Origin of the sequence: Paenalcaligenes hominis, from assembly GCF_011927625.1 — a bacterium.
Taxonomy (GTDB): Bacteria; Pseudomonadota; Gammaproteobacteria; order Burkholderiales; family Burkholderiaceae_B; genus Paenalcaligenes; species Paenalcaligenes hominis.
On record NZ_JAATIZ010000001.1, the window covers coordinates 674,329 to 696,357 of the forward strand.

18 protein-coding genes are annotated in these 22,029 nt (G+C 48.6%); 12 read left to right on the forward strand and 6 right to left on the reverse strand.

Annotation, left to right across the window (positions count from 1 at the left end):
• Positions 1-45 precede the first annotated feature (45 nt).
• From GGR41_RS03260 to GGR41_RS03300, 9 genes are all read left to right on the forward strand, one after another.
• Positions 46-798 (forward strand): spermine/spermidine synthase domain-containing protein, encoded by a 753-nt coding sequence (locus GGR41_RS03260; protein WP_167660619.1) that lies wholly within the window; start codon positions 46-48, stop codon positions 796-798.
• A 180-nt stretch (positions 799-978) separates the two neighbouring features.
• Positions 979-1,947, forward strand: a complete 969-nt coding sequence (locus GGR41_RS03265) for an ABC transporter substrate-binding protein (RefSeq protein ID WP_167660621.1) — start codon at positions 979-981, stop codon at positions 1,945-1,947.
• Positions 1,948-2,015: 68 nt separating this feature from the next.
• The gene (locus tag GGR41_RS03270; protein ID WP_077733202.1) at positions 2,016-2,906 is read left to right on the forward strand and encodes an ABC transporter permease; all 891 of its coding nucleotides are present in this window, start codon (positions 2,016-2,018) and stop codon (positions 2,904-2,906) included.
• A 5-nt stretch (positions 2,907-2,911) separates the two neighbouring features.
• On the forward strand, positions 2,912-3,706 hold the full coding sequence (locus tag GGR41_RS03275; protein WP_167660622.1) for an ABC transporter ATP-binding protein: 795 nt from the start codon (positions 2,912-2,914) through the stop codon (positions 3,704-3,706).
• A gap of 135 nt (positions 3,707-3,841) precedes the next feature.
• The gene (locus tag GGR41_RS03280; protein WP_167660623.1) at positions 3,842-5,038 is read left to right on the forward strand and encodes an efflux RND transporter periplasmic adaptor subunit; all 1,197 of its coding nucleotides are present in this window, start codon (positions 3,842-3,844) and stop codon (positions 5,036-5,038) included.
• Between the two features lie 5 nt (positions 5,039-5,043).
• Positions 5,044-8,199 carry a multidrug efflux RND transporter permease subunit gene (locus GGR41_RS03285; RefSeq protein WP_167660624.1) on the forward strand — a complete coding sequence of 1,052 codons (3,156 nt, stop codon included), beginning with the start codon at positions 5,044-5,046 and terminating at the stop codon, positions 8,197-8,199.
• A complete protein-coding gene (locus GGR41_RS03290; RefSeq protein WP_167660625.1) occupies positions 8,196-9,620 on the forward strand; it encodes an efflux transporter outer membrane subunit in 1,425 nt (474 codons plus the stop codon). Before GGR41_RS03285 ends, GGR41_RS03290 begins: the two co-directional genes overlap by 4 nt.
• Positions 9,621-9,628: 8 nt before the next feature.
• Entirely contained in the window at positions 9,629-10,351 is a 723-nt protein-coding gene (locus tag GGR41_RS03295; RefSeq protein WP_167660626.1) for a pyridoxine 5'-phosphate synthase, read from the forward strand.
• Positions 10,352-10,363: 12 nt separating this feature from the next.
• Entirely contained in the window at positions 10,364-10,939 is a 576-nt protein-coding gene (locus GGR41_RS03300; RefSeq protein ID WP_167660627.1) for a nitroreductase family protein, read from the forward strand.
• 4 nt (positions 10,940-10,943) lie between these two features.
• Here the strand turns inward: GGR41_RS03300 and cueR are convergent, their stop codons facing one another.
• Positions 10,944-11,342 carry a Cu(I)-responsive transcriptional regulator gene (gene cueR, locus GGR41_RS03305; protein ID WP_167660628.1) on the reverse strand — a complete coding sequence of 133 codons (399 nt, stop codon included), beginning with the start codon at positions 11,340-11,342 and terminating at the stop codon, positions 10,944-10,946.
• 158 nt (positions 11,343-11,500) lie between these two features.
• Here cueR and GGR41_RS03310 point away from each other — a divergent pair, with 158 nt between their 5' ends.
• Entirely contained in the window at positions 11,501-11,704 is a 204-nt protein-coding gene (locus tag GGR41_RS03310; RefSeq protein ID WP_077733196.1) for a heavy-metal-associated domain-containing protein, read from the forward strand.
• Between the two features lie 52 nt (positions 11,705-11,756).
• Complete coding sequence (locus GGR41_RS03315; protein ID WP_167660629.1) at positions 11,757-13,142, forward strand: dihydrolipoyl dehydrogenase; 1,386 nt, start codon at positions 11,757-11,759, stop codon at positions 13,140-13,142.
• On the opposite strand, the gene GGR41_RS03320 is transcribed toward GGR41_RS03315, so the two are convergent.
• The 5 genes from GGR41_RS03320 to GGR41_RS03340 are packed head-to-tail and all read right to left on the reverse strand — an operon-like array spanning position 13,139 to position 19,061.
• Positions 13,139-13,720 carry an SCO family protein gene (locus GGR41_RS03320; RefSeq protein ID WP_167660630.1) on the reverse strand — a complete coding sequence of 194 codons (582 nt, stop codon included), beginning with the start codon at positions 13,718-13,720 and terminating at the stop codon, positions 13,139-13,141. The two genes, GGR41_RS03315 and GGR41_RS03320, sit on opposite strands and share 4 nt — an antisense overlap.
• 5 nt (positions 13,721-13,725) lie before the next feature.
• Positions 13,726-15,795, reverse strand: coding sequence for a M3 family metallopeptidase (locus GGR41_RS03325; protein WP_167660779.1), 2,070 nt, complete (start codon positions 15,793-15,795; stop codon positions 13,726-13,728).
• A 17-nt stretch (positions 15,796-15,812) separates the two neighbouring features.
• A complete protein-coding gene (folD, locus tag GGR41_RS03330; RefSeq protein ID WP_167660631.1) occupies positions 15,813-16,676 on the reverse strand; it encodes a bifunctional methylenetetrahydrofolate dehydrogenase/methenyltetrahydrofolate cyclohydrolase FolD in 864 nt (287 codons plus the stop codon).
• 1 nt (position 16,677) lies between these two features.
• A complete protein-coding gene (locus GGR41_RS03335) occupies positions 16,678-17,301 on the reverse strand; it encodes a response regulator transcription factor (protein ID WP_077733192.1) in 624 nt (207 codons plus the stop codon).
• A 2-nt stretch (positions 17,302-17,303) separates the two neighbouring features.
• Positions 17,304-19,061 (reverse strand): PAS domain-containing sensor histidine kinase, encoded by a 1,758-nt coding sequence (locus tag GGR41_RS03340; RefSeq protein WP_167660632.1) that lies wholly within the window; start codon positions 19,059-19,061, stop codon positions 17,304-17,306.
• Positions 19,062-19,323: 262 nt separating this feature from the next.
• Here GGR41_RS03340 and aceE point away from each other — a divergent pair, with 262 nt between their 5' ends.
• Positions 19,324-22,029, forward strand: a complete 2,706-nt coding sequence (aceE, locus tag GGR41_RS03345; protein WP_167660633.1) for a pyruvate dehydrogenase (acetyl-transferring), homodimeric type — start codon at positions 19,324-19,326, stop codon at positions 22,027-22,029.

A 22,029-nucleotide genomic window follows, 5' to 3' on the forward strand; every position in this document is an offset into this window, starting at 1 on the left:
TACAATACCCGTTTTGAATGGATCTGCAAGGAGTAAGGTGACGCGATGCCTGATTCGGTAATTGATAATAATGACATAACGCTCTCTGAGGAAGACGGCATTCGTTATTTGCACTTCGGCACGGAGTGGATTCAAGGGGCAATGCGCATGAGTCGCCCCCATGATTTGGTACTGACCTATACACAACAAATGATGGCCTGGTTACTGTTCCAAGAGGTGGAGCGCGAAGACGAGTTAGCCATATTGGGATTGGGGGCAGCCTCTTTATTGCGTTTTTGCATGAAATACACCCCGTCAAACCTTCATACCGTGGAGCTAAACCCACGTGTCACGGCGATGTGTAAAACTTTTTTTCGCTTGCCGGATCATGCTCGTTCGACAATTTATCATGCCGATGCCGCACAGTGGGTTTGTGCGCCCGAACATCAAGGGCGTTATGCGGCCTTAATGGTAGATTTGTACGATGCCCATGCACAGGGGCCTGTGTGCTCTTCCTTAGCCTTCTATCAACACTGCTACGCGGTATTGGCTGAACGCGGCATAATGAGCGTCAATCTATTTGGTGCGCATCATAGCTATGATGAAAACATAGACCACATCATGGCTGCGTTTGATGGGCAGGTGTTATTGTTGCCAGAAATTGATGAGGGCAATATTGTTGCGTTGGCTTTCAAAGGTGGCCATTTAGGCGCTACCACCGCGGCATCGCTCATGCAAAGCGCTGAACACGTCCAAACTGTATATAAAATCCCAGCTCGTCAGTGGGCTAAAGCCATTCTCGCTGCCCAGCCTACATAAAGTTGATGCTAATTTTGCCCGCCAAAGATACAATTTTAGCGCTTGAGTCCAAATGTAGTAAAAAATGGCGACTCTTTGCTGGCGTAACAGGGTTATTACCCGAGGCCACTCTAAAAAAAAGCAGGTAGACTTGACCGCAATTGCATTTATTGCATCCCAAAACTGTTTAGGAGCTTCACTATGAAACGCAACAAAACACTTAAATCCTTAGTGGGCTTGGCCTTGAGCGCCAGTATACTCGCCTCTACCACTGCCTTTGCACAGTTGGTATCCGTTTCTTCTATTGTTGAGCACCCTGCATTAGACTCGATCCGAGACGGCGTTAAACAAGCACTAACAGATGCTGGCTACACAGAAGAAAAAGGATTGAAGTGGCAGTTTCAAACTGCACAGGGCAACACAGCGATTGCCTCGCAAATTGCGCGCAAATTTGTAGGTGATAAGTCGGATGTGATCGTCGCTATCTCCACACCTTCAGCACAGGCAGTGGTCGCTGCGACCAAAAGTATTCCTGTGCTGTACTCAGGGGTAACGGATCCCGTAGCGGCCCAATTGGTTCCCTCTTGGGATCCATCCAAAACAAACGTCAGTGGCGTGTCAGACATGCTTGTGCTTGAAAAGCAACTCGAGCTTATCAAAAAGGTAGCTCCCGACGCGAAAACGGTAGGCATGGTTTACAACCCGGGCGAGGCAAATTCGGTGGTTGTGGTTGAGCGTTTACGTGAATTACTATCGGCTAATAACATGAATTTGGTTGAAGCCACGGCAGCGCGTACCGTAGATGTGGGTGCAGCCGCTCGCAGTTTGGTAGGTAAAGCTGATGTGTTCTATACCAATACGGATAACAACGTGGTCTCTGCATTCGAGGCGCTCGTCAAAGTAGGTAACGACTCAAAAATCCCTATAATTGCGTCAGACACTGACAGCGTAAGTCGCGGTGCAATTGCGGCATTAGGCGTTAATTACTACGACCTAGGTGTACAAACCGGCAAGATGGTTGTTCGCGTTCTTAAGGGTGAAAAACCGGGTGACATGGCTTCTGAAACCAGTGATCAGCTCGAGCTATTCGTTAACCCAGGTGCAGCAGCAAAACAAGGGGTGACCTTAGATGATGCTTTTATCAAGTCTGCCACCAAAATCGTTGAGTAAATAAAAATAAATGTTTAACAGGCGACCCTTACGCGGGGCTCGCCTGTTTCTTTATGAGCTGACACACAATGTCCATCTATTCTATTTGGGGCGCACTCGAGATCGGGTTAATTTTTGGCTTGGTCGCTTTAGGTGTGCTGATTTCGTTTCGTATATTACGTTTTCCGGATTTAACGGTTGATGGCAGCTTCCCCTTGGGGGGTGCTGTCGCCGCTACATTAATTACTCAGGGCTTTGATCCGTTTAGCGCTACCTTAATTGCAACTTTGATTGGTGCTTGTGCAGGCATGGTCACTGGCTGGTTAAATGTACGCCTAAAAATCATGGATTTGCTCGCCAGTATTTTGATGATGATTGCGCTGTATTCCATTAATTTACGCATCATGGGTAAACCTAATGTGCCGCTTATTATGGAACCTACGGTATTTTCTATTTTACAGCCTGATGGTCTTAGCGATTATATTGCGCGGCCGTTGATTTTATTGGCCGTGGTGATTCTCGCTAAATTTGGCTTAGATTGGTTTTTTGGTACGCAAAAAGGCTTAGCCATGCGCGCTACCGGTTCTAATGCACGCATGGCGCGCTCCCAAGGTGTTGCGACTGGCAGCATGATCTTATTAGGAATGGCCATATCGAATGCATTGGTTGCTTTAGCCGGAGCTTTGTTTGCGCAATCGCAGGGCGGGGCGGATATCTCAATGGGGATCGGTACGATCGTTATTGGTTTGGCTGCGGTGATTGTCGGGGAAAGCATCTTACCGTCACGTCGTTTAGTCTATGCCACCTTGGCGGTTATTATCGGCGCCGTCTTGTATCGCTTCTTTATTGCATTAGCACTTAATGCGGACTTTATCGGCCTCAAAGCGCAAGATCTCAACCTTGTTACGGCCGTTTTAGTCACCATTGCGTTGGTGATTCCTCTGCTGAAAAAGCGCTTACGTACCGGTAAAAAAGGATAAAGACCATGCTCAGTGCACAACATTTAAAATTAACATTTAACCCAGGCACTCCGATCGAGACTAAAGCCTTGCGTGGCATGAGCCTAGACATTCCAAGCGGGCAGTTTGTAACAGTGATTGGTTCAAATGGCGCTGGAAAATCCACATTTTTGAATGCGGTATCAGGTGACCAAGAAGTCGACTCAGGTAAGATCCTAATCGATGATGTTGATGTTACATCCATGCCGGTTTGGCATCGAGCCCAATATGTGGCTCGCGTCTTCCAAGACCCAATGGCAGGAACCTGCGAAGATCTAACCATCGAAGAAAATATGGCGCTAGCGTCATGTCGGGGTATTCCAAGACGCCTAAGTGGGGCGGTTAAAGCCTCCATGCGCGATGAATTTCGTGGGCGTTTAGAAACATTAGGTCTTGGTCTGGAAAATCGTCTAACAGATCGAATTGGGTTATTATCAGGAGGGCAGCGTCAAGCCGTTAGTTTATTGATGGCAGCGCTGCGACCTTCACGTATTTTGTTGTTAGACGAGCACACTGCTGCGCTAGACCCACGTACAGCGGACTTTGTACTTGAGCTGACCGAGCGTATAGTAACTGAAGGTCAACTTACCACAATGATGGTAACTCACAGTATGAAGCAAGCCCTTGAGGTGGGTGACCGGACTGTTATGTTGCATCAAGGCCAAGTCGTGCTTGATGTCAGCGGTCCAGAGCGCCAAGGACTGCAAGTCCCCGATTTACTGGCTATGTTTGAAAAGGTCAGGGGGGAAACAATTACCGACGATGCTTTATTACTCGGCTAATTGCTTATTACTCGCATCGGCGCCATAACGGCGCCGATGTTTTTCTGCCTTATCATTATTAATTTTAATTAACAAGTTTGGGTATGTGTTCAAGTCATTACTATGTTGTTTTACCTAAACCTCAGGAGTTAATCCATGTCTAATGTTCGCCGTGTGGCGTGGCATCCGCTACGTGTAGTTCTGATTTCGGCCACACTTTTAGTGGCCGCATGTGGTGAAAAACCGCAGCAGCAAGATATGGCGGGCATGAAAATACCTGTAAGTGTGGTGCAGGTACAACCTGAGGTCACTCCTATTTTTGTCGAGTTACCAGGCCGTGTAGAAGCCATTGAAGAAGCTCAGGTTCGCGCTCGTGTTAATGGGGTAGTAGAGGCCATCAACTTTGAACAAGGCGCCGAAGTCAAAGAAGGTGACTTGCTTTTTACTATTGATTCTGCTCCATATGTGGCTGCACGAGATCAAGCTTTAGCACAAGTAAGAAACGCAGAGGCAGCGGCTAAAACAGCCAACTCCTTAGCACAGCGCTATGGCAAATTAATTAAAGAAAATGCCATCAGCCGCCAAGAATACGACAATGCCATGGCTGAAGTGCAACAAAGCCGGGCCAATATTGAGTTAGCTAAAGCTGGCTTGAAAACGGCAGACATTAATTTAGGCTATACCAAAGTGACTGCCCCGATCAGTGGTCGTATAGGCAAAGCTGAAATTACTAAAGGTGCATTAGTCAGCGCGACCCAAGCAACCCATTTAGCGACTATTCAGCGCATTGATGAGCTTTACGTGGACATCAGTCGTCCCGTGGGGGAAGTGCTCGCTATACGTAAAGCCATCACTGAGGGCAAGCTAAAAGCCGATGATCAAGGTCAAGCCCCAGTTAAAGCGATTTTCGATGATCGCAGCGAGTACGCAGAGCAAGGTAAGTTGCTTTTTTCTGGGGTTGCTGTCGATCCTTCAACCGGTCAGTTAAATATGCGTGCTTTGTTTCCCAATCCCAATCACGATTTACTACCAGGTATGTTTGTACGTGTACGCCTAGAACAAGCAATCAGCGAGAATGCATTATTGGTGCCCACCCAGGCCGTGCAATATGCCACTAGTGGTGCTGCTTCACTCATGGTGGTCGAAGAAGGCGTGGTTAAAGCCGTACCTGTCAAACTAGGCAGCCAAGTCGATGGTCGTATTATGGTGACCGAAGGGCTAGAGCCTGGGGCGACCGTTATAGTTGCGGGTTTCCAAAAAATTCGTCCTGGCGCACCAGTGCAACCGATGCCATGGCAGGATGGGGCTGACTCAGAAACGCCCGCGGCTTCTACTACTGCTGATAACGGATAAATTTTATGCCACAGTTTTTTATTGATCGTCCCATTTTTGCGTGGGTCGTTGCGTTGGGCATTAGCTTATTGGGCTTGTTATCCTTGCCCAATATGCCTATATCGCAGTATCCCGAGGTAGCGCCCCCTACTATTTCCATTACTGCAACTTATCCAGGCGCATCTGCCGAAGACGTTGCCAGTAGTGTAGCCAGTGTGATTGAAAATGAACTAAACGGTTCGCCTGGTCTTTTGTACTACGAGTCGGTCAGTGACTCATATGGTCAAACTAATATTCTTGCTACGTTTGAGCCAGGTACAGATCCTGACATGGCTCAGGTTGATATACAAAACCGCGTGGCTAATATTACATCTACCTTGCCTGCAGCAGTTGTGCAGCAAGGCTTAAAAATTGAAAAAAGTAACGCAGGCTTTTTGTTAGTGGTGGCCGTGTCTTCAACTGATGGCACTTTAGACCAAACAGAGCTGGCGGATTACATTAAGCGCAATGTACAAAACGCCATATCTCGTGTGCCAGGCGTAGGTAAGTTTCAGCTGTTTGCCGCTGGACGTGCGATGCGGGTTTGGGTTGATCCCGAACAGCTCGTTAGCTATAACCTCAGCATGGCTGAAATCAATACGGCTTTGGCTCAACAAAACGTATTGGTATCTGCGGGTATCTTAGGCTCTCCGCCTAACCCTAAAGCACAGCGCGTGACGGCACCTATTGTAGTGAATGGCCAGTTACGTACTGCTGAAGAGTTTGGTAATGTGGTGTTGCGCGCCAACCCCGATGGTTCATCAGTACGTCTTAAAGACGTGGCCCGCGTAGAGGTTGGCGCCGATAACTATCAGTTCGGTGCGCGTTTAAATGGTCACACCACCGCGGCGTTTGCTGTGTCGTTGGCACCTGATGCCAATGCGTTATCCACAGCTAAGGGCATTAAAGCCAAAATGGAAGAGCTATCTGAATTCTTCCCTGCTGGCATTCGTTACGATATTCCATACGACACGTCTCCTTATATTGAAACCTCCATTGAGCAGGTCGTCCATACTTTAATTGAAGCATTGGTCTTGGTGTTCATTGTGATGTATGTGTTTTTACAAAACATCCGCTACACCATTATTCCTGCCTTAGTCGTACCGGTTGCTATTTTAGGTGCGCTAGCTGTTATGAACGCTTTGGGCTTCTCCATCAACGTACTGACTATGTTTGCCATGGTGCTAGCGATTGGTATTTTGGTGGATGATGCGATTGTGGTGGTGGAAAACGTCGAGCGCATCATGGCCGAAGAGGGGTTAAGCCCCAAAGAAGCCACCATTAAAGCCATGCCGCAAATTAGTGGCGCAATTGTGGGTATTACGTTGGTGCTGACGGTGGTGTTCTTGCCACTCGCCTTTATGTCTGGCTCAGTGGGGGTCATTTACCGTCAGTTTGCCGTGGCCATGGCCGTCTCTATAATGTTTTCGGGCTTTTTAGCTTTGGCTTTTACCCCTGCTTTATGCGTGACCATTTTAAAGCCCATTCCTAAAGGGCAGCATGGTGTAGAAAAGCGCGGATTTTTCGGATTGTTTAATCGCTTTTTCGGCAGAATCACGCACGGCTATATGCGCTTTATAGGTATTAGCTTAAAAGGCGTTGGTCGCATGATGTTGGTGTACTTGGTTCTTGTCGTCTTGCTAGGCTGGACGTACATGCGTATGCCGACGGCGTTCTTACCCGAGGAAGATCAAGGCTTTGTGCTGGCGAATATCGAGTTGCCTGCTGGCTCTACGGCAAACCGTACGGTAGAAATCATCGAGCACGTCGAGCAATACTTTAAAGATCAGCCACAGGTTAAAGATATTGTGGCGGTTCAAGGCTTTAGCTTCAACGGTAATGGGCTTAACTCGGCCATTGCTTTTGTGACACTTAAAGACTTTAGTGAGCGTCGAGCAGCGGGTGATTCAGCCGGAGCTATTTCTGGCAAAGCCATGCAAAATTTGCTATATGGTTTGCCCGATTCAATGGTGTTTGCTCTAGTGCCTCCTGCAATTAGCTCTTTAGGTAACGCGGCCGGCTTTGATATGCGCCTCGAAGACCGAGCCAGTTTAGGTCAAGAACGCTTACTTGAGGCCACCCAGCAATTGCTGCAATTGGCTGCTCAAAGCCCCGTGTTAGCACAGACTCGTGTCACAGGCCTCAGTCCAGGTCGTCAATGGAGTCTCACCATTGACCGTGAAAAAGCCGCTGCCCAAGGGGTAAATTTCGATGAGGCCGCCAAGCTTATTTCCACGGCATTAGGTGGGGCGTATATTGGTAAGTACACGAACGCAGGCTGGGTTGAAAATATTTGGGTTCAAGCCGAAGACCGATTCCGTATGAATATTGATGACGTCTTACGACTGAACGCCAAAAACAATCAAGGTGAAATGGTTCCGCTTAGCACCTTTGTGACAGCGCAGTCTGAGCTGGCTCCCGTTCAGGTCGTGCGTTACAACAGTTATGAATCCATCCGTATTGGTGGCTCTGCCGCTCCTGGTTACACCACGGGCGAGGCCATGGCGGAAATGGAGCGCTTGGTGGCTCAACTGCCAGCCGGTTTTGGTTTTGACTGGACAGGTTTGTCATACCAAGAAATTCAAGCTTCAGGCCAAAGCTTAATCTTGATGGGTTTGGCTATTTTAGTGGTCTTTATGTTGCTATCGGCTCTTTACGAGAGTTGGGCAATCCCATTAGGTGTGATGTTAGCGGTACCGCTTGGTATGTTAGGTGCTGTGCTGCTTGTGTCCGCGATGGGGATGGCAAATGACGTGTATTTCCAAGTCGGTATGGTCACGGTCATTGGTTTGTCCGCTAAAAATGCTATTTTGATTATTGAATTTGCTAAAGATGCTGTGGCTCGAGGTGGGGACTTAATTGAATCCACCATTGAGGCAGCCCGTATGCGTTTCCGCCCCATTATCATGACGTCCTTTGCATTTATTCTTGGTGTGACACCTTTAGCGCTTTCCACTGGGGCAGGGGCGGCCAGTCAAAACGCCGTGGGTTTAGGCGTGGTAGGGGGTATGTTAGCAGCCACACCGCTAGCGGTGATGTTCGTGCCTGCCTTCTTTGTGGCGGTAATTAAAGTCTTTAAGACCAAGCCTCGCCTACTCGGCGCACAAGCAAAAGAGATTGAGTCCACAGGAGATAAAGCATGAATGTAGGTATTAAGACCAGTTTGACGGCTTTGTCTGCTGCGTTAGTGTTAGCGGGGTGCTCATTTGCACCCGTCTACGAGCGCCCAGCTGCACCCGTGGCTGAGCAGTTTGATGCCCTCACCCCCGGCGTCGAGAGTTCGTCTTTGGACCAATTGGGGTGGCAAACCTTTTTTACTGATCCTCAGCTGCATGCGTTAATCCAGCTGGCATTAGTTAATAATCGCGATTTACGTATTGCTGTAGATCGTATCGCCGAGGCACAGGCTCAGTTTGGGGTGGTACAAAGCGATCGCTTTCCCTCTATTGGGGCCGGAGCCAATGCTCAGGTAACACGTAATCCGGCTGATTTACGTCAAGGTGGGCCTGACTCACCAGCGATCAGCCGCTATTTCCAAGCAGGGGTAGCAGCTACCTCGTTTGAGCTGGATTTCTTTGGCCGGATACGCAATTTAAGTGAAGCCGCTTACGAGCAGTTTTTAGCGACTGAGCAGGCACAGCGCACGGTGCGTATTAATCTTATCGCACAGTTGGCCGAAGCGTATTTCCGTATGCGTACGGCCGAGCAGTTGTACGACTTAACGCAATCGACTTTTGCCAGCCGCGAGCGTTCATACAAGTTAGTGAAGTTGCGTTATGACGTAGGAAGCGCCTCTGATCTAGAACTGAACCAAGCCATTATGCAAGTAGAAAGCGCCAAAGCCGATGCACAGCAAATGGAGCGAGCGCAAAAGCAAGCGTTTAATGCTTTAACATTATTAGTGGGTACACCGATTCCCGACGATTTACCAGCCGCTGCAGCGTTTGGTAAAGAGCAAGTCGTAGCCGATATTCCGGTGGGTTTGCCCTCAAGCTTACTCGAGCGGCGTCCAGATATCTTAGCCGCTGAGCATCAGCTTAAAGCGGCCTATGCTAACGTGGGGGCGGCTCGGGCTGCTTTTTTCCCTAATATCTCCATCACGGGTATGCTAGGTTTTGCAAGCCCTTCACTTGGTGCCTTATTTGATTCCGGGCGTACTTTCTGGCAGTATGCGCCACAAATCAGTACACCCATCTTTTCTGGCGGCGCCCTAAGAGGCAACTTAGACCTTGCCAAAGCCCGCCAGTCTATTGCCGTGTCAACGTATGAAAAGAGCATTCAAGTCGCCTTTAAAGAGGTAGCGGATGCGCTGGCTGGCGAGCAAACCTATACCGAGCAGTTAAATGCCTTACGGGCCACAGAAAAAGCAGCGGCAGAAACGGTACGTTTAGCTAATTTGCGCTATGAAACTGGGATTGATAGCTTTTTACAAGTACAAACTGCTGAAATTAATTTGTACGCCGCGCAACAGCGATTTGTGCAAACGGGTATGGAGTCGTTGTTAAACCGTGTTATGTTGTATAAGGCCCTTGGGGGCGGTTGGCAATTAGATAGTATTGAATAGGAATTTTAATGATTGAATTAGGTGTCAATATCGATCATGTTGCGACCTTAAGGCAACAACGTTTAACTTCTTATCCTGATCCCATTTTGGCAGCAGTTCGAGCCGAAGACGCCGGTGCCGATTTAATCACTTTGCATTTACGCGAAGACCGTCGTCACATTCAAGATGCAGACGTGTACGCCATGCGCAAAGCTATTCGTACGCGTATGAATCTTGAATGCGCGATTACTGATGAAATGCTGAATATTGCTTGCGATGTTAAACCTGAAGACGTGTGTTTGGTGCCTGAAAAACGCAACGAACTCACCACTGAAGGCGGTTTAGATGTCATCACGCATTTTGACTCTGTCCAAGCCGCAGTAAAAAAACTGCAGCAGCAGGGTATCCGTGTTTCGTTATTTATTGATGCGTGTGTAGAACAAATCGAGGCGGCCCATCGCGCCGGCGCTACGGTGATCGAGCTGCATACGGGGGCTTACGCCGATGCAGCAGACGATACGGCAGCACAGCATGAGTTAGAGCGTATCCAAGCGGGTGCAGCACACGGCATTAAATTGGGTTTGCGTGTTAATGCTGGGCACGGCTTGCATTATGGGAATGTCCAAGCCATCGCAGCTATTCCTGGCATTGCGGAACTCAATATTGGCCATGCAGTGGTAGCCCAAGCTGTTTTCGATGGTTGGGATAAAGCCGTTCGCGATATGAAAGCGCTACTGCGCACAGCGACTTAAACAAGAGGCATTATGTCTGTTTTATCTACTTTATTAAGCCGTAGCTCGACAAAGCAAATTCAAGGCCCAGGTCCGTCTGAAGAAGAAATTCAGCAGATCTTAGCAACGGCGATGTGTGCTCCAGATCATGGTCGGTTACGTCCATGGCGTTTTAAACGTATTCAAGGCGATGCCATTGCGCAGCTCACTGATTTGGCGGTTAAGACCCTAGAGGCAGAGGGTAAACCTCTGAATGCCACCAAAGAAAAAACGATGCGCGACTGGTTAGCTCGGGCACCGCTGGTGTTAGCTGTAGCTTCCTATGTAGACCACAGTAATGAACGTATACCCGAGCATGAGCGCATGCTAGCGACAGGGGCCAGCGTGATGAACATCTTAAATGCGGTGCATGCCTTGGGTTATGGCGCATTTTGGAGCACAGGAATCGGCACATACACTCAAGGCGTACCCGAGGCGCTAGGGTTTGATGCACTTGAATACGAATTTTTAGGTTTTGTGGTCATCGGTAGTTTATCCGAGCCGCTTAAACCCAAAGAGCGGCCGGCAGTGACCGACTATGTTTCCATTTGGGAACCTAGCGAATCGTAGTTAACTAGGGGCTTTCGAGCCCCTTTAATATTGGGCAATCAGAGCGTTCATCACCGTGACATTGCTGGGCCAGTTCACGTAAGGTGGCTGCCATTTGCTGAAGTTGTAATGCTTTAGTTTCTAACTCGTGAATATGTTGCTCTGCTAGCTGTTTTACTTGGGCACTCGAGCGATGGTGATCTTGCCATAAAATTAATAAATTACGAACTTGCTCTAAAGAAAAGCCTAGCTTCCGTGCTTGGGCTATAAATAATAATGTATGCAAATCGTGTTCTTTATACATACGATAGCCATTTTCTGTGCGTTGTGCGGCCTGTAGTAACCCTTTGCTTTCGTAATCACGAATTTGCTTATTGCTTAGACCGCTGTGCGCGGCTGCTTGACCAATAGTATAAATGCTCATGATGTTTATCAATTACTTACGACTTAACGGTTTTTGTTGTCTCTAGAATAGAGGCTAATAAACGCGGGTATGTTAGGCTAGAGTAAACGAATTATTACCGATCGCCTAGATAAATGATGTAGGCGCTCATTTACCTACCTTTTAAAGGAAATACCAGAATGAAGAAAGAATTTATCGTGCCTGATATGACATGTGGTCATTGTGTTAAAACGATTACTGAAGCCATTCACGCGTTTTCTCCTGAAGCAAAAGTAACGGCAGACACCACTACGCATTGGTTAACTGTAGAGGCTGAAACCGTAGAAGCACAAGAGGTCATGATGAAATTGCAAGCGGCTGGCTTTAACCCCCAGTTAGCTTAATCAATTACTTTTTAGATCACTTTTAAACCCAAACTCAAGCGAGGTATGACTTATGCAACAACGCGAGGTGGATGTTGTCGTCATTGGTGCAGGTACGGCGGGCATGACAGCATACAAAACAGCTAAGAAGGCCAATAAACGAGTGTTATTAATAGAGGCCGATCAGTACGGCACAACGTGCGCTCGGGTTGGTTGTATGCCGTCAAAACTTCTTATTGCAGCAGCAGATACTGCGGCCACCGTTGCACAGAGTCATAAATTTGGGATTAACGTTAAATCTATGCAGGTGGATGGCAAAGCGGTCATGCAGCGTGTGCGGGATGAGCGCGATCGCTTTGTCAGCTTTGTGCTTAATGATATCGACTCATTTCCTGCCCAGGACAAGCTTAAAGGTAGAGCAAAGCTGCTTGATGACCATACGGTACAGGTTGACGATCACACGTGCATTACTACTAATAGCGTGGTTTTAGCGACAGGCTCTTCGGCGTTCGTTCCCAAGGAGCTTCTCGATGCCGGCGATAGGTTGGTGCAAACCGACGATGTATTTTATTGGCAAGACCTGCCCAAGCGCATTGTGGTGGTGGGGGCTGGTGTCATTGGTCTTGAGCTGGGCATCGCGCTGCAACGCCTAGGCGTTGAGGTCACTGTATTAAATCGTGGTCAGCGTATTGCCGGTATCAGCGACCCTAAAGTTCTTAGCTATGCGCAACGAATAGTTGGGCAAACCGTGCAGCTAGAGCTTGATACTCAGGTGACGGGTACAGAGCTCAGTGGCGACCAAGTCATTGTGCATTACAGGCGCCAAGGTCAAGCGCATCAGGTGCAAGCCGATTTTGTGCTCAGTGCAGCAGGGCGCAAGCCCAACATAGCCAACCTCGGTCTGGAAAACACCTCAGCACAGCTCGATGACAAAGGCATGCCGCAATTTGATAAAGACACGCTCAATATCACCCATACCCCTGTGTTTTTTGCTGGGGATGTGAACGCCTTACACCCATTGCTTCACGAAGCCACCGATGATGGCTACCAAGCTGGGTTGAATGCGGCCCACTGGCCCCAAAAGCCAAAAACCATAGACCGTCGCGCACCCTTAGCCATTGTATTTAGTGAGCCACAGATCTTAAAAGTGGGTCAGAGCTATGCTGAGCTCGAGTCGAGCCAAATACGCATTGGTGCGGTGGATTTTGCTAACCAAGGCCGGTCACGTATTTTATTAAAAAACGCGGGGTTGTTACGGGTCTACGCAGATAAGCAAAGTCAGCGTTTCTTAGGGGCAGAAATGGTAGGGCCTGCTGCTGAACACCTAGCGCATTTATTAGCATGGAGCTTACAAATGCAGTTAACCATCAAGCAGATGTTAGCGATGCCGTTTTATCACCCCGTTATTGAAGAAGGGCTACGCACCGCATTGCGTGACGCAGCCCAAAACCACACCTAAAGCAAGCTGCGCACCTTTTCCACTAAGGCTTCCACTTCCTCGGAGTCGGAAGCCAAATAGCGGGCTTTGCCTTTGGTGTCAAAAAAGTATACGCCGCGACTGTGCGAGACCTCGTAGGCATTGGGGTTGTCACCTCGTGGTTTTTCTATCTGATAGGCGACGCGGTAGCGTCGGGCTAAGTCTGCAATTTGCTGTGGCGTTCCTGTTAAGCCTAACGCATAACGGTCATCAAAGTTTTCCACGTACTCTTGCAGCATAGGCGCTGTGTCACGGTGTGGGTCCACACTAACAAATAAGATGCGTACTTTTTCTGCATCATTACCTAATTTTTCCATTACATCCGCAAGCTGTGCCATGGAAGTAGGGCAAATGTCAGGGCAATTGGCATAGCCAAAAAACATTAATACGACTTTGCCCCGTACATCTTTTTCAGTGAACTCGGGTTTGTGCGCCGAAATTAAGGTGAATTTAAGGTCGGGCATAAAGCCGCGTACAGCATGAATCTGCGAGTTTGCCAGCCCCACCTGTGCGAGGCTTAGACCCAGTAAGAGAAAAAGAGAAGCCAGTATTCGTTTCATGGTGTTTAAACCGTTGTTTCGGCAAGCCCGCTGTGACGTAATAAGGCCTCAGGTGATGGCTGGCGGCCTCTGAAGGCGTAAAAACTTTCGGCAGCAGGACGTACCCCCCCGATGGCCAATACCTCGTCACGGAATAAGCGCCCTGTGACGGCGTCTAAAGTATTACGACTGCCGTCTTCGAGGAGGTCAGCGTTTTCCTCGAACGCGGCGTAGGCATCGGCTGATAAGACCTCTGCCCATTTGTAACTGTAATAACCGGCACCATAACCACCAGCAAATAAATGAGAAAAAGCGTGCGGGAAGCGATGCCACTCTGGGGGAAGAATAACCGCCACCTCTTTGCGAACTTGATCAAGCGTAGCGAGTACTTCACTAATGGCTAAGCCTTGCTTTTGATGATGCACTAGCATATCAAATAAAGCGAACTCGACTTGACGCACCATTTGCATGCCGCTTTGGAAGTTTTTAGCAGCTAATAGTTTTTGATAGAGGTCAAAGGGCAGGGGCTCGTGCGTGTTGACATGGGATGAGAGCGTTGTGAGCACGGGGTATTCCCAGCAAAAGTTTTCCATGAATTGCGAGGGCAGCTCGATCGCGTCCCACTCAACCGCTGCAAACGCAGAGACATCTGGCTCATCTACGGTGGAAAGCAAATTATGCAAAGCGTGCCCACTTTCATGAAATAACGTGATGACATCATCATGAGTGAGTAAGGCTGGTTTGCCGTCTTGAGGCGAACTAAAATTACAGATTAAATAGGTGACGGGTAAGTGTAAGCCCGTTGCGGTTCGACGCCGACTCCGTTCGCTATTAACCCAGGCCCCACCCTGTTTGCCGGCGCGAGCGTATAAATCAATATATAAATACCCAATACGTTGATCATGGGCATTAAACACCTCGTAAGCGCGTACATCTGGGTGCCAGGTGGAAAGGGTGGCAGCTTGAATGCGCACGTCAAATAAGGTCTGGGCCACATCAAATAACCCAGTCAATACCTGTGGTTCGGTAAAGTATTGCTTGACCTCATCTTCTGAGTAGTTATATTGGGCTTGGCGTAATTTTTCTGATACATAGGCCGCGTCCCAAGGTTGAAACGAGGTGATGCCTAAGGTCTGCGCATATGCAGTGAGCTGATTTAAGTCTTGACGTGCAAAAGGTAACGCACGCTGAGCCAAATCGTGTAAAAAACGAATGACTTCGTCGGCGCTATCTGCCATGCGCGTTTCTAGGCGTAGCTCAGCAAAGCTGTTGTAGCCCAATAGCTGCGCTTCTTCGGCACGTAAAGCTAAGAGGTCTTCAATAACACGTGAGTTATCCAACTCGGGCTTTTCGGCCTGATCCGATGCAATCGTTGCATAGGCTTTGTAAAGCGTGTGGCGTAACTCTCGGTTGTCAGCATATTGCATTACTGGCAAATAGCTGGGCATCTTTAGCGTGATTTTCCAGCCCTCTTTTTGCTCTGCCGCAGCGGCTTCGGCAAAGGCCGACAGGACGTCTGCAGGGATACCAGAAAGTTGATCAATGTCTGTGATATACAAGGACCATTGATCCATGCTGTCGAGCACATTTTCTGAAAAGCGCTGCGAGCAAAGCGCTTGTTGTTCAGAGATTTCCCCGTAGCGTACGCGGTCTTGGCCTTGGAGCTCTACACCCCCCAGACGAAAATCGCGCAAAGCCAATTCAATGGTGCGTTTTTGTTCAGCATTGTAGTTGGCAAAAGCAGGGGCTTGAGCCAAAGACACGTACTGTTGGTAGAGACCATGATGCTGACCCAGCCAGGTTGAAAACTCAGTAATCAATGGCAAGCATTGCGTTTTGGCCTCGCGTAGCTCGGGGCTGTTAATGACAGAGTTGAGATGACCAACAATAGTCCAAGCGCGCCACAACTGCTCGGTTGCGTCATGCAGGGCCGGTACGGTTGACTCCCAGGTGGCTGTTGATTGGCTTGCAATGGTATCGACGGCGGACCGAGCTTGCGCCAGCAACTGCTTAATAGCCGGTTCAATATGAGCGGCCTCAATAGCAGCATAGTCAATTAATTGGTCAATCGGAGCTAACAAAGGGTTAGTCATAATCTACAACTCGTTTGAATTTAATGGGTTAAAAGACGTTCAGCGGCTTCGACGGTATTAACCAAAAGCATAGCGATGGTCATAGGGCCAACGCCCCCTGGTACTGGTGTAATAGCACCTGCCACAGCGCGAGCAGAATCAAAGTCCACATCACCGGCTAGCTTGCCGTTATCTAGACGATTAATACCTACATCAATCACCGTAGCACCAGGTTTTATCATGTCACCTGTAATCATATGGGGACGGCCCACCGCAACCACAAGGATGTCGGCACGTAATGTGTGAGCGCGAAGATCTTTGGTCTTGCTGTTACAGAGGGTGACGGTAGCCCCTTCGGCTTGTAGTAATAAAGCCATGGGTTTGCCAACGATATTGCTAGCGCCTACAACAACGGCTTCGGCTCCCCGCAAGGAAACCTGAGCATCTTCTAGCATTTTCATTACCCCATACGGCGTACAGGGGCGAAATAATGGCTTGCCTGTCAATAATAAGCCTGCATTACTAATATGAAAGCCATCTACATCTTTATTGGCATCAATCGCTTCAATGACAGCGTGTTCGTCTAGTCCGGCCGGTAAGGGCAGCTGGACCAAAATGCCATGGACAGAGCTGTCGTGATTCAGTTGATGGATGAGTTCGAGCAGGTCGGCCTGTGTGGTATCAGCAGCTAAGCGAATAATGTTCGAATTCATGCCGGCTTGTTCACAAGCTAACGCTTTATTTCGCACATAGACGTGTGAAGCAGGATCATCACCTACTAATACTACGGTTAGGCCGGGTGTAATACCTTGGTCTTTGAGTTGTGTGACACGCTCGGCGACTTCGGATCGAACGCGCTGCGCTAAGGCTTTACCATCTATAAGACGCGCACTGCTAGAACTCATATTAGTTTTCTCCCGTTTTAGCTAAAGCTATTTTCATAAGGTCGGCCACTGTAGTGACCTCAAGTTTTTCCATGATATTGGCACGATGCGCCTCTACCGTTTTGATACTGATATTTAGATCACCGGCAATTTGTTTGTTGAGGCGGCCTGCAACGATGCGCTCAAGTACCTGCTGCTCGCGCGCGGTAAGGCGAGATAACACCGCCTCGTGACTACGTAGTTGAGCAGCTTGAGAAGCCTGTTCGATGGCTTGATCAGTCATGCGTGCTACGATGGTGCGTAAGTCTGCCTCGTTAAATGGCTTTTCAAGAAAATCGACGGCACCCTTTTTCATGGTGGTAACTGCCATAGGCACATCGCCATGTCCCGTAATAAACACCATGGGTAGAGTAGATTTACGGGCAATGAGCGTTTCCTGCAGTTCAAGACCGCTCATTCCCGGCATGCGCACGTCCACAATAAGCACGCCGATGTGTTCGGGGTCGTAATGTTGTAAAAATTCTTCTGCCGAGGAAAAGCATTTCACTCGGTAGCCGTTGGCCTCAAGCAACCAGCGCAACGAGTCACGGACGGCCTCATCATCATCTACGATAAAAATAGTACAAGCTAATTGGGTACTGCTCATGCTTAAATCTCCTCGTTGTGAGTAGTGAGATGGCTTGGGTCTGCGGGCTTAGCGCAAGGGAGGGTAAAACGGAAAATTGTGCCACCCTCTGGATTATCGGTAGCCCATAATCGGCCATGATGGGACTCGATAATGGTTCGACAAATGTTTAGCCCCATACCTAAACCTTCGCTTTTTGTACTGTAAAACGGCTCAAAAAGACGTTCTGGATCTTTTAGGCCATAGCCTCGGTCAACCACTGCTATTTCTACAATGTCACCATCTTGGGGGGTAACATAAACGTGCAAAATAGGATAGTCGCTGTCCTCCATGGCTTCAATGCCGTTTTTAAGTAAATTTAATAAAACTTGCTCGATAAGAATTGGGTCAGCAAAGACGTCAGGCAATGGATCAGGCAAGCTAAGCTCTAGGCTTATTTGCCGTTTACGGGCATCAATGTCTGCAAACGCGACAGCATTTTCTAAGATAGGCAGAAACGGAACTTGTTGACGCCGCGGCTCGCTGCGTTTTACAAACTCGCGAATTCGGCTGATGATTTTGCCAGCGCGTTCGGCCTGATGAGCGGCTTTTTCTAATGCTTCCACTAGTGTGTCAGGGTTGTAACGCCCTGATTTTATCATAGCGACTGCACCCATACTGTAATTGCTAATAGCCGTAAGCGGTTGGTTTAGCTCGTGGGCCAACGAGGATGCCATTTCTCCCATGGTCGTTAGGCGGCTAGTTAGCTGGGCCTTTTCTTGTTGCACCCGAGAGGCTTCTTCGTGCTCGCGACGCTCAGTAATGTCGCGTGCCACTTGAAGACGGACACGTCGTCCATCTGTCCATGCCAACATACGATGATGGACCTCGAACCAGCGTTGCGCCGATAATGAAAAAAGCTCAACGGTTTCATCCGTAAACCGACCTAAGCGTCCGCCCATTAGTTCAGCATGACCATTTGCCTGCGCGCCAAAAATACGACGGTAGGTACGATTTGCAAAGAGTAGCTCTAGACCTTCTGGGGTATCCGCCACCACAGAGATGGCGTCATCTAAGCCTTCGAGTACCGTCATAAAGCGTTCGTGCGCGGCGGTGAGGGCCTCACGAATACGTTTGGGTTCGGTGATGTCCGTCATGGAGGTCATCCAGCCAATTTGCTCGCCATTTGGTGCCCGCAGCGGTGATACATACATACGGGCTGTAAAACGCGAACCGTCTCGGCGCTGAGCCTCTAGCTCGAGCCCACTGCTGGGGGTGCGCCCTGACATAAGTAGCTCAAGAATGTCTTCATGCTGTTGGTGGCGACCCGCTAACCAATAGGGAAAAGGGGCTGTGCGCCCAATTAGATCTGCTTCATTCCAGCCAATCATGCGACAAAAAGCGGGATTGACATAAGCAATGCGACCATACATATCAAACACGCGCATACCGGTAGACATGGAGTTTTCCATAGCGCGCCTAAAGCCTGTCTCTGCAATGAGGGCGGCTTCGGCATGAGAACGAAACCGCGTATAACGCCAGAGCGCCAGCAAGCTAAATATAATAACAAGCGACAGCGCTAGCACGACTAAGAACAATCGTTGCTGGCGTATTTCTTGATCGATGGTAACAAACATCACGCTGTCATTTTGGAGCCGTTGCAACCAAAAGAAAGCGCCCATTACGCATAAGTATAAGACAAGCACAATAACAGGCGTTAACCAGTAAAAGCCCCGCCGATTTTGTCGAGCTTGCTCGTAGAAGGTGGTCGGAATTAACGACTTTTTAGAATGATTAGGCATAGCAGCATAGATAAAGACCAATCCGTATTGTAAGCGGAATTGCAGGGAAATGGTTGCCGTGCTTTTTTCACATTGTGAAAACACGTATCATAAAATGAAAATTTGCTTGAGCCTTTAGGTTTTCTTTCCTAGAATAACTGAAACATAATCCTGCTAATGGTTTTGTGTTTGCGGTTCGTGGCACATAACAAGGTATAGTGAAAATAATCAGTTAAGACTTGTTGATACGGACTTCATATTCATTCTCATGGAGACACGCTTTATGTCCTCTCTAGATCAAGTACCCAACTCGGCAAATGAAAGTCATGATGAAGCCCTAGAAACCCAAGAGTGGTTAGAGGCTTTAGAAGCAGTCTTAGACCGTGAAGGTCCAGCCCGAGCCCATTATCTTATTGAGCGTTTGACCGATGTGGCGCGACGCTCAGGCTCTCGAATTCCTTATTCTCCACATACCGCTTATGTGAACACAATTCCAGTAGGACTCGAGCCCAAGTATCCTGGTGATCCCGTACTAGAAGAACGTATTCGCTCTTATATACGTTGGAACGCCATGGCAATGGTAGTGAAAGCCAACCAAGTCACACCGCCTGATGGCGGGTCATTGGGTGGGCACATTGCTTCGTTCGCCTCACTTGCCACTATGATTGAATGTGGCCAAAATCACTTCTGGAAGGCTGACGCAAACGGCGAGGGCGGTGATTTGGTTTATTTCCAAGGTCACACCTCACCGGGTATGTATGCGCGTGCTTACCTCGAAGGACGTCTTAACGAAGAGCAGTTAGATAATTTCCGCCAAGAGGTAGATGGCAAAGGCTTATCTTCGTATCCACACCCGAAATTAATGCCAGATTTTTGGCAGTTCCCCACGGTTTCCATGGGTTTAGGCCCTCTAATGGGTATCTATCAGGCGCGTTTCTTAAAATACATTCACGCGCGCGGTATTGCAGACACCTCGCATCGCAAGGTGTGGGTGTTTTTAGGTGACGGCGAGATGGATGAGCCCGAGTCTTTAGGTGCCATTGGTTTAGCCGCTCGCGAAAATCTGGATAACCTCATTTTTGTAGTGAACTGCAATTTGCAGCGTCTTGATGGTCCTGTGCGTGGCAACGGTAAAATCATCCAAGAGCTCGAAGGGGTATTCCGTGGTGGTGGCTGGAACGTCATTAAGTTAATTTGGGGCGGGTATTGGGATCCCCTTCTTGCGCGTGATAAGGAAGGCATCTTGCGTCAGGTTATGGAAGACACCATTGACGGCGAGTACCAAGCCTATAAGGCCAATGATGGTGCCTATGTACGCGAGCACTTTTTTGGTAAACACCCTAAATTGCTAGAAATGGTCAGTCGCATGAGCGATGAGGACATCTGGCGCTTAAATCGTGGTGGTCACGATCCGTATAAAGTGTTTGCGGCGTTTGATTCTGCCACTAAACATACGGGTCAGCCTACGGTGATTTTAGCTAAAACCATTAAAGGCTATGGCATGGGGCAAGTGGGTCAAGCCAAAAACCCCACTCACCAGCAAAAGAGTTTAGATGTGGAATCCATTCGTGAATTCCGCGATCGTTTCAATATTCCTATTCCGGATGATCGTCTCGAAGAGGTGCCTTATTTTAAGCCTGCACCGGATTCTCCCGAGATGAAATATTTGCACGAGCACCGTTTAGCTTTAGGGGGCTACTTGCCCAAGCGTCGAGTCAAAGCTGACGAGCACTTGCCTACACCCGAGTTAGGTGCCTTTAAAGCTATTTTAGAGCCTACCGCTGAAGGGCGAGAAATTTCTACCACGCAGGCTTTTGTACGTTTTCTCAACCAATTGTTGCGTGACAAACAACTCGGCCCACGCGTCGTGCCTATTTTAGCCGATGAGTCCCGTACGTTCGGGATGGAAGGCTTATTCCGTCAAATTGGTATTTATGCTCCCGAAGGTCAAAAATACACCCCGGTCGATAAAGATCAGGTGATGTATTACCGCGAGGTCGAAAATGGGCAGTTACTCCAAGAAGGCATTAATGAATTAGGTGCATTTAGCTCATGGATTGCGGCGGCGACGTCATACTCCAGCAATAACCGCATCATGATTCCGTTCTTCATCTACTACTCCATGTTTGGTTTCCAGCGTTTTGGTGACTTGGCTTGGGCAGCAGGTGATATGCAAGCGCGTGGGTTTGTATTAGGTGGTACAGCGGGACGCACCACGTTAAATGGCGAAGGCTTACAGCACGAAGACGGTCAAAGCCACATTCAAGCTTCTGTGATCCCCAACTGTGTGTCGTATGACCCTACGTTTGCGCACGAGGTGGCCGTCATCTTACGGGATGGCTTACGCCGCATGGTAGAAAACCAAGAGGATGTGTATTTCTACCTAACGCTAATGAATGAAAACTATGCACAGCCTGGCCTCAAAGACGGCGACGAGGAAGGCATTTTGCGTGGGATGTACAAATTTAAATCCGTCGAAGGTGAGCACCGTGTTCAGTTGATGGGGTCAGGCACGATTTTGCGTGAAGTGATTGCAGCGCAAGACTTATTGGCCAAAGACTGGGGCATTGGGTCCGATGTCTGGAGCGTGACGAGCTTTACCGAGCTACGCCGCGAAGGCTTAGATTGCGAGCGCTATGCATTGCTAAATCCTACGGCTAAAGATATTCCTGTGCCATACGTGACACAACAGTTGCTACAAACCGAAGGTCCTATTGTGGCATCCACTGATTACATCAAGACGTTTGCTGATCAAATCCGTGCTTTTGTGCCAGAGGATCGCACTTATCGTGTATTGGGTACCGATGGTTATGGCCGTTCCGATTTCCGCTCCAAGCTACGCTCACACTTCGAGGTAGATCGTCACTTTGTCGTATTAAGTGCGTTACGAGCCTTAGCCGATGAAGGCAAAATCAGCATGGATAAAGTGGTCGAGGCCATGGACAAATACACGATTGATCCAAATAAACCTAACCCACATCACGTTTAA